We start from the raw sequence: 13,561 nt of genomic DNA, 5'->3' as shown, positions 1-13,561 counted from the left end.
ACGATCAGGCCCGCGGCGCCAGTCGTCAGGCCGCGAGCGAGTCGACACCGCGCACCACCCCGACCGTCTCGATCGTGACGTTGGCCACGGTCGCCTCCTGGTACGAGAGCACGGGGAGGCCGCCGGTCTGGGCGGAGACGAGGCGGCGGATCGCAGGTCGCAGGGCGGGTGCGCAGACGAGCACGGCGCTCTTTCCCATCGCCTCGACCCCGGCGAGCTGGTTCTTCAGCGACGTCACGATGGTCTCGATGCGGTGGGCGTCGAGCAGGATCTGCGTGCCCACCTCCGAGGGACGCAGGCCCTCGAGGAGCGACTGCTCGAGTCCCGGCTCGATCATGATGACGCGGAGGGTGTTCCCGTCGAGGTACTGCGCGGCGAGCGCGGGGCCGAGGGCCGCGCGGGCGGCCTCGATGAGGCCCTCCGGCTCGGTCGAGATCTTGGCACGGAGCGTCAGGCCCTCGCAGATGCGGCCGAGGTCGTTGATCGGGATCTGCTCCTGGAGGAGTCCCTGGAGGACGCGCTGCAGCTCGGCCATGCTGAGCATCCCCGGGATCAGCTCGTCGACGGCCGGCGCGTTGACGGTCTTGACGCCCTCGACGAGGACCCGGACGTCCTCGCGGCTGAGGAGGCGGGCGGCGTTGTTCGAGATGATCGAGGAGAGGTGCGTCACGAGCACGGAGACCCGGTCGATGACGGTCGCGCCTGTCATCTCGGCGGAGTGGCGCATCTCGGCGGGGACCCACTTGCCGGCGAGGCCGAAGACCGGCTCGATCGTCGTCGTGCCGGGGAGCGCGTCGAGGTAGTCGCCGAGGGCGAGGACCTTCCCGGCCGGGGCCATGCCGCGGCCGGCCTCGACGCCGGCGATGCGGATCGCGTAGGTCGACGGCGGCAGTTCGACGTTGTCGCGGGTCCGGACCGGCGGCACCACGACGCCCAGCTCCATGGCGACCTTGCGGCGCAGCGCGCGGACCCGCCCGAGGAGGTCGTCGGAGGCGCCGGAGACCATGTCGACGAGGTCGGGGGCGAGCATGATCTCGAGCGCGTGGACGCGCATCTGCTCGAGCAGGTCGTCGGTCGTCTCCGTCGGCACGACCTGCGCCACGGCGCGCGCCTCCTGCTCGGCCCTCGCCACCTCGGCGGCCGCCTTGGCCTTGATGCGCTGGCCGATCACGAGCAGGAGCCCGCCGACGACGACGAACGGGACGATGGGCATCCCGGGGATGAACGCCATGCCGATGGCGGCGACCCCGGCGATCATGACGGCGGTGCGGGACTGCGTGAGCTGCTGCCCCGCCGTCGAGCCGAGGTCGGACTCCGCGTTCGAGCGGGTCACGATCATGCCGGTGGAGACGGCCATCAGCAGGGCCGGGATCTGGGTGACGAGGCCGTCGCCGATCGTCAAGATGCCGTACTTGCTGAGCGCGTCGCCGATGCTGAGGCCGCCCGTGATCATGCCGGTCGCGATGCCGCCGATGAGGTTGATGATGATGATCAGGATGCCCGCGATCGCGTCGCCCTTCACGAACTTCGACGCACCGTCCATGGCGCCGTAGAAGTCGGCCTCACCGGCGACCTCGGCGCGGCGCTGCTTGGCGATCTCGTCGGTGATGAGGCCCGCGTTGAGGTCGGCGTCGATCGCCATCTGCTTGCCGGGCATCGCGTCGAGGGTGAAGCGCGCGCCCACTTCCGCGACGCGCTCGGCGCCCTTCGTCACGACGACGAACTGGATGACGACGAGGATGAGGAAGATCACCGCGCCGATGATGACCGATCCGGAGACGGCGACGTGGCCGAAGGCCTGGATGACGTCGCCGGCGAAGCCCTGGCCGAGCACGAGGCGGGTCGAGGCGACGTTGAGGCCGAGGCGGAAGAGCGTCGCGACGAGCAGGAGCGAGGGGAAGACCGAGAAGTCCATCGGCTTCTTGACGAACATCGTCGTGAGCAGGATGACCAGCGCCAGCAGGATGTTGCAGATGATGAGCGCGTCGAGGAGCATCGCCGGCACGGGCACGACGAGCAGCAGGACGATGCCGACGACGCCGACGGGGACGGCGAGCTTGGGCAGGTTCTTCATGCGAGGCCTCCAGCGGGCATCGGGCGGATCGAGGTCTCGGGGGCGGTGGAGCGGGGCTCCGGCTCGGCGCGGATGGTGCCGCCGGGCATGGTGTGGACGCCCGCGGCGGCGGCCGAGCCGCGCGCCTTGAGCGCCATGACGAAGGTGAGGACGCGGGCGACGGGCGAGTAGAGGTCGACGGGGATCTCGTCGCCCAGCTCGCAGGCCGCGTGCAGCGCCCTCGCGAGCGGGATGTCGCGGACCATGGGGACGCCCTCGGCCTCGGCGCGCTCGCGGATACCGCGGGCGACCTCGCCGGAGCCCTTCGCGACGACGCGCGGAGCCGAGCGGCCGGGCTCGTACTTGAGGGCGACGGCGACGTGCGTGGGGTTGACCATGACGACGTCGGCGTCGGCGATCTTCGTCATCATCCGGTTGCGGCTCATCGCCATGGCGCGGGCACGGCGCTGCTGCCGGATCAGGGGGTCGCCGTCGGACTGCTTGCTCTCGTCCTTGACCTCCTTCTTCGACATCCGCGTCTTCTTGCGGTTGCGCCGCATGACGACGATGACGTCGAAGAAGGCGAGGACGAGGCCGGCGCCGACGGCGGCCACGACGAGCGACGAGACGCCGCCCTTGGCCGCGGCGACGAGCGACTCGAGGGGGAGGTTCGCGCCGAGGAGGACCGGCATGAGCTTCTGGATCGCGACCCAGAGGACGATCGCGACGACGCCCGTCTTGAGGAGCGTCTTCACGCCGTTCCAGAGGGCCATCATGCCGAAGGTGTGCTTGACGCCCTCGAGAAGGTTGAACTGCTCGAACTTGCCGGCCATCTTCTTGAGGTGGACCCCGCCCTGGACGATCGCGGTGGCGAGGACGGCGACGGCGACCGCGATGAGCATCGGCAGGACGATGCCGCCCATGGAGGCGACTCCGGACGACAGCGCCTCGGTCGCCTTCTGCGGGGTGGGGGCCGCGATGACGTCCTGGATCGTGAGCATCTGGTGGAGGCCCGCCTCGGAGGCCCGGCCGATCGTCGCGGGCATCATGATGACGGCCACGCCGACGCCGACCCACGCGCTGACATCGGTGGACTTCGCGAGCTGGCCCTTGGAGTGGACCTCCCGCATCCGCTTGTCTGTGGCCTGCTCTGTCTTCTCGCCGCTGTCGGACATCAGCTCACCCCCAGCACGGCCTTGACGGCCTGGTCGCTGAGCGCCGAGACGACCTGGGGCAGGGCGACGAACACCATCCCGCCGAGGCCGAGCGTGATCATGATCTTGAGCGGGAACCCGAGCTGGAACGCGTTCAGGGCGGGGGCGACGCGGGTCAGGAGCCCCAGGCCGACGTCCGCGAGGAACAGCACGACCACGAGCGGGCCCGCGATCTGGAGCGTCGCGACGAACATCTGCGTGAGCGAGCGGGTGAGCATCTCCGCCGGGTGCGCCAGATCGAGTCCGCCGGCCAGGGGGACGGCCGCGAACGTGCGGGTCAGGCCGCCGATGATGAGCTGGTACCCGCCCGAGGTGAAGAGGAGCACGAGCGACGTCATCTGGAACAGGCGGGTGAACTGCGCGCCGTTGACGTTCGAGCCCGGGTCGTAGGCCTGAGCGAGCGAGAAGCCGCCGAACAGGTCGATGGCGCTGCCCGCGGCCTGGACGGCCGCGAAGATCAGCCAGACGAGGAAGCCGAGGACGGCTCCGGTCACGAGCTCCAGCACGAGGGCGACGAGGAAGTCGCCCGTGTCGAGCGACCGGTACCCGGGGATCACCGTCGGCGACACGGCGATCGCCAGGCCGACGCTCAGCATCGCCTTCACGTTCGCGGGGATCGCCTTGTAGGAGAACGGCGGCGCGATCATGAGGAACGTCACGATCCGGACGCCGGCGAGCATGACGGCCTCGACCGCGCTCATGTCGAAGCGGAAGTCCATCAGGCGGCGCCGAGGAGCGACGGGATCTTGTCGAAGAGATCGGTGGTGAACCCGACCATGGTCGAGATCATCCAGCTGCCGCAGACGACGAGGGCGATCGCGACGGCGACGGCCTTCGGCACGAAGGCGAGCGTCGGCTCCTGGATCTGCGTGATCGACTGCAGCAGCGAGATCGCGAAGCCGACCACGAGCGAGGTGATCAGGACCGGGGCGGCGAGCTTGCCGGCGACGAGCAGGGCCTGCACGCCGATGTCGAGGACTCCGTTGACGTTCATCAGTTGTAGCTCGCGATCAGGCTCTTGATGATGAGACCCCAGCCGTCCACGAGGACGAACAGCAGGATCTTGAAGGGGAGGGAGATCATGACCGGCGGGAGCATCATCATGCCCATCGACATCAGCGCCGCCGAGACGACGAGGTCGATGACGAGGAACGGGATGAAGATGACGAAGCCGATGATGAACGCGGCGCGCAGCTCGGAGATCATGAACGCCGGGATCAGCGTGAGCATCGGCGTCTTGTCGATCGAGGCGGGGTTGGTCCGGTGGGCCGCGCGGGTCATCAGGGCGATGTCCTCCTCGCGGGTGTGCGGCGTCATGAAGGAGCGGATCGGCCCCTCGGCGAGCGTGATCGCGTGCTGGAAGTCGATCTTGCCGTTGAGGTAGGGCTGCAGCGCGAGGTCGTTGATGTGCATCAGCACCGGGCCCATGATGAACAGCGACAGGAAGAGCGCGAGGCCCGCGATGACCTGGTTCGGCGGGATCGACTGGAGGCTCAGGGCGTTCCGCGTCATCGCGAGGACGACGAAGATCTTCGTGAAGCTCGTCATCATCAGCAGGAGGGCGGGCGCGACGCTCAGCAGCGTGAGGCCGAGGAGCGTGACGACGGCCGAGGACGGCTTCCCGTCGGGGCCGTTGATGTCGACGGAGAGGCCGCCGGTGCCGGTCGTCGCGGTGCCCGTCGGGCCGGCGGGGGTCGCGGGCGCCGACGGCGTGACGGGTGCGGCGTGACCGGCGTTGGCCGTCAGGAGGAGGAAGCCGAGCACGAGGCAGACGACGGCCACGACGATGGCGGTGACGCGCAGGATGCGGGCCAGATCGGCGCGGCGGTCGCGGCGGTCGCGCACCCGGGTGGTGAGCGTCTCGCGCCGGGCGGCGCCGAGCAGCCGGCCGGCCAGCGAGATCTCGGCCCCCGCGCGGAGAGCCGCGAGGAGGGCGCCGCCGCGGGTCGCCTCGGCGCTGCGCGCCGCGAAGAGGACCGGCGCGGGCACGCCGACCGGCGCCGCCTGCCAGGTGGAGCGGCGGAGGGACGTCTCGGTCATGCGCGCCTGTGCGATCTCATCGCGGCCGCGGCCTGCTTCCAGGTGCCGGCGGAGAGGATCGATCCGGCGAGCGCGGACGTCGGCTGCGGTGCCACGGCGCGGGCGGCACGGCGCTCCCCGAGGGGTGCCGCGGCGGGTGCGACGACGGCGGCGGGTGCGGCGTCGCGCGCGGAGGCCAGTGCCGTCTCGAACGAGGGGGCGGCGGGAGCGGCCGGGGCGGCGATCGCGGGGGCGAGGGTCGTGACCCGGGCATCCTGCGGTGCCTCGGCGGCCCCGAGGACGGTGACCTGGTGCTCCGTGACGCCCAGGACGTAGCGGGTTCCCTCGACGTCGACGACGGCGACGCTGGCCTTGCCGGAGATGCCCTGGCGGGCGACCACCGTGACGTGCTTGGCGGAGCGCGTGACGCGGCCCGACTTCGAGACCTTGCGCGAGATCACCCAGAGCAGCGCCAGCACGGCTCCGAGGGAGACCACGACCCGGAGGCCGACGAAGAGGGAGTCCACGGTCAGTTCTGCCCGTCCGCGATGTCGAGGATCTGCGTGATGCGGATCGCGTAGTCCTGGTCGACGACGACGACCTCGCCGTGGGCGATGAGGCGGCCGTTCAGCAGGACGTCGGCCGGAGCCCCCGCCGACCGGTCCAGCTCGATGACGGCGCCCGGCTCGAGGCCGAGCACGTCGCGCACCGACATGCGGGTGCGGCCGATCTCGACGGTCAGCGCCATCTCGACGTTGTTGATGCGTCCGAGCTTGTCCGCGACGGAGCCGGCGATCGACGGGCCGGCGATCGTGCCGTTCTCGCGGATCCGGACGACGAACCAGCCGGTGGCGCGCCCCGCGTCGATCAACTCGAAGACGACGCTGTCCGGGTCGGCCGCGAGCTCGGCGGCACCCGTCGCCCGGACCTCGGAGAGGACACCGGCGCCGAGGGCCGACGAGGCGGCCTCGAGGGCGGGGCGGAGCAGGTCGCGGCTGTCGATGCGCGGCGACTCCGGCGACTCGTCGATCGAACCGAGCTCGGTCACGACCAGGGCGAAGTCGGCGGAGACGTGGCCGACGAACGACGCCGTGACGGCCGCGTCGACGACCTCGGCGGGGATCCCCGAGACCGGCTGCGTGAGCAGCGGGAACGACGACGGCAGCTGGCCGATGAGGGCCTTCGCGGCGGCCTCGTGCAGGGCGGTGACGGTCGTGGTCATGCGAGTCTCTCTTCGGTGGTGACGATGATGCCGGCGAGGCGCGGCCCGTTGGCGCCGACCGCGGCGCGGCCGACGGCCTCGCCGCCGACCGTGACGTCGAGCGGGCGGTGCTCCGGGTGCGGGAGGCGGACGAGGTCGCCCACCGCGAGGTCGAGGACGACGCTCGGGAGCACCCGGGCCGGGAGGAACTGGAGGGCGACCTCGACGGGGACGGCGGCCAGCTGGCCGTCGATGAGCTCCCGGGCGTTGGCCGCGGTCGAGGTCGGGTTGGTCTCGCCGAGCTGCGGCAGCAGGACCTCGGCGGGGATCGCCAGCGTCGCCGGGGCGGTGGCCTCGCCGACGCGGATCTCGAACGACGCGACGATCATCAGGTCGCTCTTCGCGGCCGCCTGGGCGAACTGCGAGTTGTACTGGAAGCCGCCGACGGAGATCGAGGCGACGAGGAGGGAGCCGAACGAGTAGCGGAGGTCCTCGAGCGCGTCGTCCATGAGGCGTCGGATGAGCGACTGCTCGATGGGCGTGAACTTGCGCTCCGGTAGCGACGCGGTCGCGGCTCCTGCGCCCCCGAGCATGTGGGTGACCCAGCCGAGGGCCGCGGCCGACGGGAACTGGATGACCGCCTTGGCGCTGACGCCCTCGAGCGGGCAGAGGACCATGGCCGTGGTGGCGGGGAGCGACGCCGCGAACTCGTCGTACGTGGTCATCGAGACCTGCTCGCAGGTGACCTGCGACAGGACGCGGACCTTCGCGGTGAGCTGCGTGCCCCACTGGCGGGCGAACGTCTCGAAGGCGAGCTCGAGCACGCGCGAGTGCTCGCGGGCCAGCGTCGTCGGACGGCGGAAGTCGTACACCTCGACCGAACGCACGGGCTTCTGCACCGCGGGGGCGATCTGGTCGAGGAGGGTCACGAAAAGACTTATCGACCGGCCGGGGCGGCTCGTTAGTTAAACATCTCGACGGCGTGACTAGTGGGCGGCGGCCTCCGCGGCGGCGATCTTCGGGATGAGGGCGTTGACGTCGTCCTTCTGGTTGGACAGGACCACGATGTCGACCCGTCGGTTCTTCGCCAGATCGGCGTCCGACGTGCCCGCCGCGAGCGGCCTGGACGAGCCGTAGCCGACCGACTGGATCTGCACGGGCGAGATCCCGCCGCGCTCCACGAGGTCGCGCAGGACCCCGGTGGCGCGGGCCGCGCTGAGCTCCCAGTTCGTGGGATAGGGCGCCGCGGAGTCGCGGGAGTCGGCGTGACCCTCCACCGAGACCTCGTGGCCGGCCGTCTTCAGCACCGGTGCGATCGCGTCCATGACCTGGCGGGCCATGCCGGAGAGGTCGGCGGAGTTGGAGTCGAAGAACGTCTCCGAGCCGACCAGGCGGACCGTGAGGCCGCGCGAGGTCACGAGGAACTGGACGTCCTTGGCGAGACCCCTCGCCTGGAGGTTCTTCTCGATGGCGTTCCGGATGCTCGTGAGGTCGTCGACCTCGGCCGTCGCCAGCTTGGTGTTGGCGGCCGTCTGAGCCGCCGTGGGAGCGCTGGCCGCGGCGAGCTTGCCGCCCTGACCGGCCCCGGCGCCCGTGGCGCTGTCGCTGTTCGTCTTCGAGGAGCCGCTGGCGCTCGTCGACGACTCGGCCGCGGTCTTGCTGGCGGAGTAGCCCTTGGCGTCCTTCGTGACCTGGTCGGCCCGGACGATCGTGCCGGAGGCGGTGTCGATCTTCTTCGACACCGTCTGACCGAATCCCGTCGCGAGCGACTCCTTCAGCGCCATGAACTTCTGCTGGTCGACCGACGACATCGCGAAGAGCACGATGAACATGCACATCAGCACCGTGATCATGTCCATGTAGGACGCCATCCAGCGCTCGTCCGGGTGCTCGTCGCCCTCGTGGGCGTCTCCGTGGCCGCCCCGGCGGCGGCGCTTGGAGCTCACGCCGCCTCCGCTTCCTGCGGCTCGGAGACCTTCTTCGACTTCACGAGCTTGCCCTCGGGCGGGAGGTCGGCCTTCGGCACCATGGCGCGGAGGCGCTCGCCGAGGAGGCGCGGCTGGGTGCCCTCCTGGACGGCGAGGACGCCCTCCATGAGCAGCGTCATCCGCGCCACCTCGAGCTCCATGACGCGCTTGATGCGGCCGGCGATCGGCAGCCAGATGAGGTTGGCGGTGAGCAGACCCCAGAGGGTCGCGACGAAGGCGCTCGCGATGAGCGGCCCGAGCTTGTCGGGAGTGGAGAGGTTCTCGAGCACGTGGGTCAGCGACACGACGGTGCCGATGATGCCGACGGTCGGCGCGTAGCCGCCGAGGCTCATGAAGAACTTCGCCGCCTGTCGGGACTGCGACGTGCGGGACTGGATCTCGTCCTCGAGGAGCTCGCGGAGCTCGTCGCCGTCGGTCCCGTCGGCCACGCTCTGCAGCGCGCCCTTGAGGAACGGGTCGTCGATGCCCTCCGCCTCCTGCTCGAGCGCCAGCAGGCCGTTGGCCCGGGCCTTCTCGGCGATGGTGACGAGGTCGTCGATCTGCTTCGCCGGGTTCGACTTCTTGGCGAGGATCGCGCTGGGGACCGACTTGAACGCGTTGACGGTGTCCTTGAGGGCGCCGCCGGCGAGGCCGACGCCGATGGTCGTCCCGAAGACGAGCATCATGGGCGCGGGCAGGAAGATGGAGACGATGCCGACGTGCTCCATCGTCATCATGCCGAAGAGGGCCCCGAACGCGACGACGAGGCCGATGATGGTTGCCGGATCCACGTCACCGCTCCCGACGCGTGAAGGGGGCGGGCGGCACGAGCTCGAGCGGGCGTCTGTCCTGCGATCGCTGCGAGGCGGGCTCGTCGCCGTAGGCGAGGGCCACGATCCGCGAGCGGTACCGCGCGATCAGGTCGATCACCTCGGCCATCGTCTCCGTGACGATGTACTTCGCCCCGTCCACCATGACGATGGTGGTGTCGGGGGTCTCGTGGATTCGCTCGATCAAGTCGGGGTTGATCGCGAACTGACTGTCATTGAGTCGTGTGACGACGATCATCGGCCCGTCCTAGGTCTGTGTTCCCGCGGTCCATCCGTGTCCCGCGGAGCGCGCATCCTGCGCTGCTATCACTCACTATCGGCAGGGGGCGGGGGGTCGTTAGGCGCGGTCGCGCGGATTTCGCGGCGGCGGTGGGACGACCTGTTCACCCGGGCGACACCTGCCGTGGGAAGACTCACACGAACGACACGACAGAACGGACACCGATGCGCCCGCTTCCCAGCCGCCTCGCCACCCTCGGCCTCGCCGGCCTCCTCGCCTCCGCGGGGCTGATCGCCGCCACGGCCACCGTCGCGGCCGCGGCTCCTGCCCCCTCGACCGGCGTCGTCGTCAACGAGGTGGAGTCGAACGGCGACGACACGGACTGGGTCGAGCTGACGAACACGTCGGCGGCCCCGATCGACGTGTCGGGCTACGGCTTCCTCGACTCCGACGACACGCACGCGAAGTACGTTCTGCCGGCCGGGTCCGTCGTCGAGCCCGGCGGGTTCCTCGTCGTCGACCAGGCCACGACGACCGATCCCGAGGGCTTCTCCTTCGGTCTCGGCGCCCCGGACTCGGCCCGCCTCTACGACACCGCGAACACCCTGGTCGCCTCCTACGCCTGGACCGCCCACAGCGCGGTCACCTACGGCCGGTGCCCCGACGGCACGGGCGCCCTGACCACGACCACGGCGTCGACGAAGGGCGCGGCGAACGACTGCTCCTCCCCCGTGCGCATCAACGAGGTCGAGTCGAACGGCGGCACCCCCGGCGACTGGGTCGAGCTGACCACGGTCGGGGCCGCCCCGGTCGACGTCTCCGGCCTCGTCCTCAAGGACGGCGACGACGCGCACTCCTACACGATCCCCGCCGGCACGACGATCGCCCCCGGCGCCTTCCTGGTGCTCGACGAGAAGACGGCGTCGACTCCGGACGGCTTCGACTTCGGCCTCGGCAGCGCCGACACCGTGCGCCTGTTCACGGCCGACGGCACGACCCTCATCGACTCGTACGGCTGGACCGCGCACGCCGGCACCACCTACGGCCGCGACCCCGACGGGACGGGCGGCTTCGCCGAGACCTCCGCGTCGACCAGGGGCTCCGCGAACGCCTTCGCCGGCACCGTCGCCGCGACGCCCTGGCCCGGCGCCCCCGACGAGACGCCCCTCGACGCTGAATCGACCTTCACGGGCGACCTCAGCGGACTCGACTACGAGCCCTCCGGCACGAGCGCCGACGGGGTGCTCTGGGGCGTCGAGAACGGCAACGGTCTCCTCTACCGGATCGTCCCGGACGGCCGCGGCGGCTGGGCCCCGCAGACCACCGGCGGCTGGAGCGCCGGCAAGACGCTGCACTACGCCGACGGCACGGGAACACCCGACGCCGAGGGCGTGACCGTGGCCGACGACTCCTCCTCGGGCGGCGTCTACGTCGCCACGGAGCGCGACGACCAGGCCTCCTCCGTCAGCAGGCCCTCGATCCTGCGATACGACACCGCAGGAGCCGCGACCTCCCTCTCCGCGACGGACGAGTGGAACCTCGCGCCCGACTTCCCCGGGCTCGGCGCGAACTCCGGCGCCGAGGGCGTCACGTTCGTCCCCGACTCCTTCCTGACCGACGGCGGATTCGTGGACCGGTCGACGGGCGCCGCGTACTCCCCCGCCGACTACGCCGGCCACGGGGACGGCCTCTTCTTCGTCGGGATCGAGGGCACCGCCAGCGTCTCCGCGTACGCGCTGATGCCGAACGGCGCGTTCCACCGCGTCGCGACGATCGCCACGTCGTTCCCGATCGTGGCGGACGTCCAGTTCGACGCGGACCTCGGCCGACTGTGGGTCGTCTGCGACGACGCCTGCTCCGGGCAGACGGCGCTCTTCGGCATCGACGAGAACGGCGCGTTCGCGCAGGAGACCCTCTACGACGCCCCCCGCGACGCCGACCGGGCCCTTGCCAACGAGGGCTTCGCCGTCGCTCCCGCCGGGACCTGCACGGCCGGACAGCGATCCACCTTCTACGCCGACGACAACGACACCGACGGGTTCTCGTTCCGGCAGGGGAGCTACCCGTGCACCGACCCGGCGACGCCGGTCGCGGGTGTCGGCGGCGACGCCGGCGCCGGCGGGGTGGACACGGCGGCGGGGGCTCCCACCGAGCTCGCGTTCACCGGCTCGGCGCCGATGCCGCTGGTCGGGCTCGGCGCGCTGCTCCTGCTGGCCGGCGGTGCGCTCGTGACGCTCCTGCGTCGTCGCGCCTGAGGCGGCGCGCCGCAGCGCCGCCCCGCTGCCCGCGCCACGCGGAACGGCCCGGGACACGCGAAGGTTCGCGTGCCCCGGGCCGGGACGTGTGACGAGCGGGCGGCGCGGAGGGCGCCGGAGCGCTAGCGCTTGAGGTTCGTCAGCTCCTGGAGCACCTCGTCGGACGTGGTGATGATGCGCGCGTTGGCCTGGAAGCCGCGCTGGGCGACGATCAGGTTGGTGAACTCCTGCGAGAGGTCGACGTTCGACATCTCGAGGGTGCCGCCGGCGAGGGCGCCGCGGCCCGGGTCGCCGGGGGCGCCCACGGCGATGGCACCGGAGTTGGCGGTCGCGACGTAGCCGGAGTTGCCGACCTTCTCGAGACCCGCGGGGTTGGTGAAGGTGGCGAGCGCGATGCGGCCGAGCGCGGAGGACTGGCCGTTCGAGAACGAGCCGATGAGCGTGCCGTCGGCGGAGATCGTGTAGCCGTTCAGCGTGCCGGCCTGGCGGCCGTCGACGTCGGAGATGGCCGCGGTCGAGAGCGAGGCGTAACCGGTGGCCTTCGACAGGTCCACGGTGATGCCGCCGACGGCCAGCGAGCCCGCCGTCGTCTGCTGTCCGTTCGAGAACGCGAGGCTCGTGGTGCCCGTCGCGCCGGTCCCGTCGGAGCCGGCGACGTCCCAGCCGGCCGCCGTCTTCGTGAAGTTCAGCGTGAGCGTGCGCTTCGTGCCCTGCGCGTCGTAGACGTCGACGTCGCGGGTGATCGCGGTGCCGGTCGCCGCGTCGCCGGGCAGGTTGCCGCCGACCTTCGCCGACGTGGTGGCGAGCGCCGGGGAGGTCGCGCCGACGGGGAGCATGATGTCGGAGAGCCCGCCACCGGTGTTCACGACCCCGTTGGTCGCCGAGTAGCCCTGGACGATCTTGCCGTCGGTCGTGGTGAGGCGGCCCTGGGCGTCGAAGTCGAACGACCCGGCGCGCGTGTAGACGCTCTGGTTGCCGCTCCGGGTGACGAAGAAGCCGTCGCCCGAGATCATCAGGTCGGTGGCCTTGCCGGTGGCCTGCGCCGAGCCCTGGGAGAAGTTCGTCGTGATCCCGGCGACCTGCACGCCGAGGCCCACCTGCGCGGGGTTGGTGCCGCCGAGGCCGGCCTGCGGGCCGCCGGCGCCGTGGGTGATCTGCGACAGGGTGTCCTGGAACACGGTCGCGGAGCCCTTGAAGCCCACGGTGTTGACGTTGGCGATGTTGTTGCCGGTGACGTCGAGCATGGTCTGGTGGGCGCGGAGGCCGGCGATGCCGGAGTAGAGCGAGCGGAGCATGGTGACTGCCTTTCGAGGAAGGAGGGGTGGAGAAGAGCGGGAGAGCTGGGGGGGGGTCAGGAGGCCTTGGCGGCGACCGTGGGATCGACGACGCCGGAGATCGAGTCGAGGTCGATGTCCTTGCCGCCGACGGTGACGGTCGGCACCGACCCGGCGAACGAGACGGCGCTCGCCGTGCCCGTGACCGCCTTGCCGGTGGCGGCGTCCGTGTAGGAGACCTGTCGGCCGACGAGGTTGGCGGCCGAGATGCGCATCTGCAGCGAGAAGTTCTCGTTGCCGGTGGTGGTGTTGTTGGTGACCTGCTCCATCATCGCCAGCTGCGTGGTCTGGCTGATCATGGCGTTCGTGTCCATCGGCGACGACGGATCCTGGTTCTGCAGCTGCTTCACGAGGAGCTGCATGAACATCTGGCTGTCCATCTCCTGCTTGGGAGTTCGGGTGGCGCTGGTGGAGGTGGCGGGAACGCTGGTGGACACCGTTCCGGTGATGCCGTCGAGTGGCATGGGG

Annotated in this window: 14 protein-coding genes; 1 reads left to right on the top strand and 13 read right to left on the bottom strand. The window is 71.0% G+C overall.

Annotated features, from left to right (window positions below):
* Positions 1-25 precede the first annotated feature (25 nt).
* The 11 genes from AS850_RS01330 to AS850_RS01280 all read right to left on the bottom strand — a co-directional run bounded on the left by AS850_RS01330 (position 26) and on the right by AS850_RS01280 (position 9,522).
* Positions 26-2,074 (bottom strand): flagellar biosynthesis protein FlhA, encoded by a 2,049-nt coding sequence (locus AS850_RS01330; protein ID WP_119867495.1) that lies wholly within the window; start codon positions 2,072-2,074, stop codon positions 26-28.
* Positions 2,071-3,228, bottom strand: coding sequence for an EscU/YscU/HrcU family type III secretion system export apparatus switch protein (locus AS850_RS01325; RefSeq protein WP_119867494.1), 1,158 nt, complete (start codon positions 3,226-3,228; stop codon positions 2,071-2,073). Before AS850_RS01325 ends, AS850_RS01330 begins: the two co-directional genes overlap by 4 nt.
* Entirely contained in the window at positions 3,228-3,986 is a 759-nt protein-coding gene (locus tag AS850_RS01320; protein WP_119867493.1) for a flagellar biosynthetic protein FliR, read from the bottom strand. The genes AS850_RS01325 and AS850_RS01320 overlap by 1 nt, the downstream gene beginning before the upstream one ends.
* Complete coding sequence (gene fliQ, locus AS850_RS01315) at positions 3,986-4,261, bottom strand: flagellar biosynthesis protein FliQ (RefSeq protein ID WP_119867492.1); 276 nt, start codon at positions 4,259-4,261, stop codon at positions 3,986-3,988. The genes AS850_RS01320 and fliQ overlap by 1 nt, the downstream gene beginning before the upstream one ends.
* The gene (gene fliP, locus AS850_RS01310) at positions 4,261-5,307 is read right to left on the bottom strand and encodes a flagellar type III secretion system pore protein FliP (RefSeq protein WP_216819832.1); all 1,047 of its coding nucleotides are present in this window, start codon (positions 5,305-5,307) and stop codon (positions 4,261-4,263) included. Before fliP ends, fliQ begins: the two co-directional genes overlap by 1 nt.
* Positions 5,304-5,813 (bottom strand): FliO/MopB family protein, encoded by a 510-nt coding sequence (locus AS850_RS01305; protein WP_164088353.1) that lies wholly within the window; start codon positions 5,811-5,813, stop codon positions 5,304-5,306. The genes fliP and AS850_RS01305 overlap by 4 nt, the downstream gene beginning before the upstream one ends.
* Positions 5,814-5,815: 2 nt before the next feature.
* The gene (fliN, locus tag AS850_RS01300) at positions 5,816-6,508 is read right to left on the bottom strand and encodes a flagellar motor switch protein FliN (protein ID WP_119867490.1); all 693 of its coding nucleotides are present in this window, start codon (positions 6,506-6,508) and stop codon (positions 5,816-5,818) included.
* Positions 6,505-7,416, bottom strand: a complete 912-nt coding sequence (locus AS850_RS01295) for a flagellar motor switch protein FliM (RefSeq protein WP_236940792.1) — start codon at positions 7,414-7,416, stop codon at positions 6,505-6,507. The genes fliN and AS850_RS01295 overlap by 4 nt, the downstream gene beginning before the upstream one ends.
* Positions 7,417-7,473: 57 nt before the next feature.
* Entirely contained in the window at positions 7,474-8,358 is an 885-nt protein-coding gene (locus AS850_RS01290) for an OmpA/MotB family protein (protein ID WP_173795204.1), read from the bottom strand.
* A gap of 71 nt (positions 8,359-8,429) precedes the next feature.
* A complete protein-coding gene (locus AS850_RS01285; protein WP_119867488.1) occupies positions 8,430-9,245 on the bottom strand; it encodes a motility protein A in 816 nt (271 codons plus the stop codon).
* A gap of 1 nt (position 9,246) precedes the next feature.
* Complete coding sequence (locus AS850_RS01280) at positions 9,247-9,522, bottom strand: flagellar FlbD family protein (RefSeq protein WP_119867487.1); 276 nt, start codon at positions 9,520-9,522, stop codon at positions 9,247-9,249.
* Between the two features lie 206 nt (positions 9,523-9,728).
* Between AS850_RS01280 and AS850_RS01275 the strand changes: the two genes are divergently transcribed.
* Positions 9,729-11,759 (top strand): lamin tail domain-containing protein, encoded by a 2,031-nt coding sequence (locus AS850_RS01275; protein ID WP_119867486.1) that lies wholly within the window; start codon positions 9,729-9,731, stop codon positions 11,757-11,759.
* A gap of 122 nt (positions 11,760-11,881) precedes the next feature.
* On the opposite strand, the gene AS850_RS01270 is transcribed toward AS850_RS01275, so the two are convergent.
* Both AS850_RS01270 and AS850_RS01265 read right to left on the bottom strand, forming a co-directional pair.
* Positions 11,882-13,054 (bottom strand): flagellar hook protein FlgE, encoded by a 1,173-nt coding sequence (locus AS850_RS01270; protein WP_119867485.1) that lies wholly within the window; start codon positions 13,052-13,054, stop codon positions 11,882-11,884.
* 56 nt (positions 13,055-13,110) lie between these two features.
* Positions 13,111-13,557, bottom strand: a complete 447-nt coding sequence (locus AS850_RS01265) for a flagellar hook assembly protein FlgD (RefSeq protein ID WP_119867484.1) — start codon at positions 13,555-13,557, stop codon at positions 13,111-13,113.
* Between the last annotated feature and the right edge of the window lie 4 nt (positions 13,558-13,561).

Source organism: Frondihabitans sp. 762G35 (assembly GCF_002074055.1).
GTDB lineage: Bacteria > Actinomycetota > Actinomycetes > Actinomycetales > Microbacteriaceae > Frondihabitans.
Note: the sequence above shows the minus strand (reverse complement) of the source record. Positions and strands in the feature narration are given on the sequence as shown.

Coding starts and splice junctions, on each gene's coding strand:
- AS850_RS01290 (WP_173795204.1), bottom strand. CDS start 8,358: ATGGCGTCCTACATGGACATGATCACGGTGCTGATGTGCATGTTCATC.
- AS850_RS01265 (WP_119867484.1), bottom strand. CDS start 13,557: ATGCCACTCGACGGCATCACCGGAACGGTGTCCACCAGCGTTCCCGCC.
- AS850_RS01275 (WP_119867486.1), top strand. CDS start 9,729: ATGCGCCCGCTTCCCAGCCGCCTCGCCACCCTCGGCCTCGCCGGCCTC.
- fliP (WP_216819832.1), bottom strand. CDS start 5,307: ATGACCGAGACGTCCCTCCGCCGCTCCACCTGGCAGGCGGCGCCGGTC.
- AS850_RS01270 (WP_119867485.1), bottom strand. CDS start 13,054: ATGCTCCGCTCGCTCTACTCCGGCATCGCCGGCCTCCGCGCCCACCAG.
- AS850_RS01280 (WP_119867487.1), bottom strand. CDS start 9,522: ATGATCGTCGTCACACGACTCAATGACAGTCAGTTCGCGATCAACCCC.
- fliN (WP_119867490.1), bottom strand. CDS start 6,508: ATGACCACGACCGTCACCGCCCTGCACGAGGCCGCCGCGAAGGCCCTC.
- AS850_RS01320 (WP_119867493.1), bottom strand. CDS start 3,986: ATGGACTTCCGCTTCGACATGAGCGCGGTCGAGGCCGTCATGCTCGCC.
- AS850_RS01330 (WP_119867495.1), bottom strand. CDS start 2,074: ATGAAGAACCTGCCCAAGCTCGCCGTCCCCGTCGGCGTCGTCGGCATC.
- AS850_RS01325 (WP_119867494.1), bottom strand. CDS start 3,228: ATGTCCGACAGCGGCGAGAAGACAGAGCAGGCCACAGACAAGCGGATG.
- fliQ (WP_119867492.1), bottom strand. CDS start 4,261: ATGAACGTCAACGGAGTCCTCGACATCGGCGTGCAGGCCCTGCTCGTC.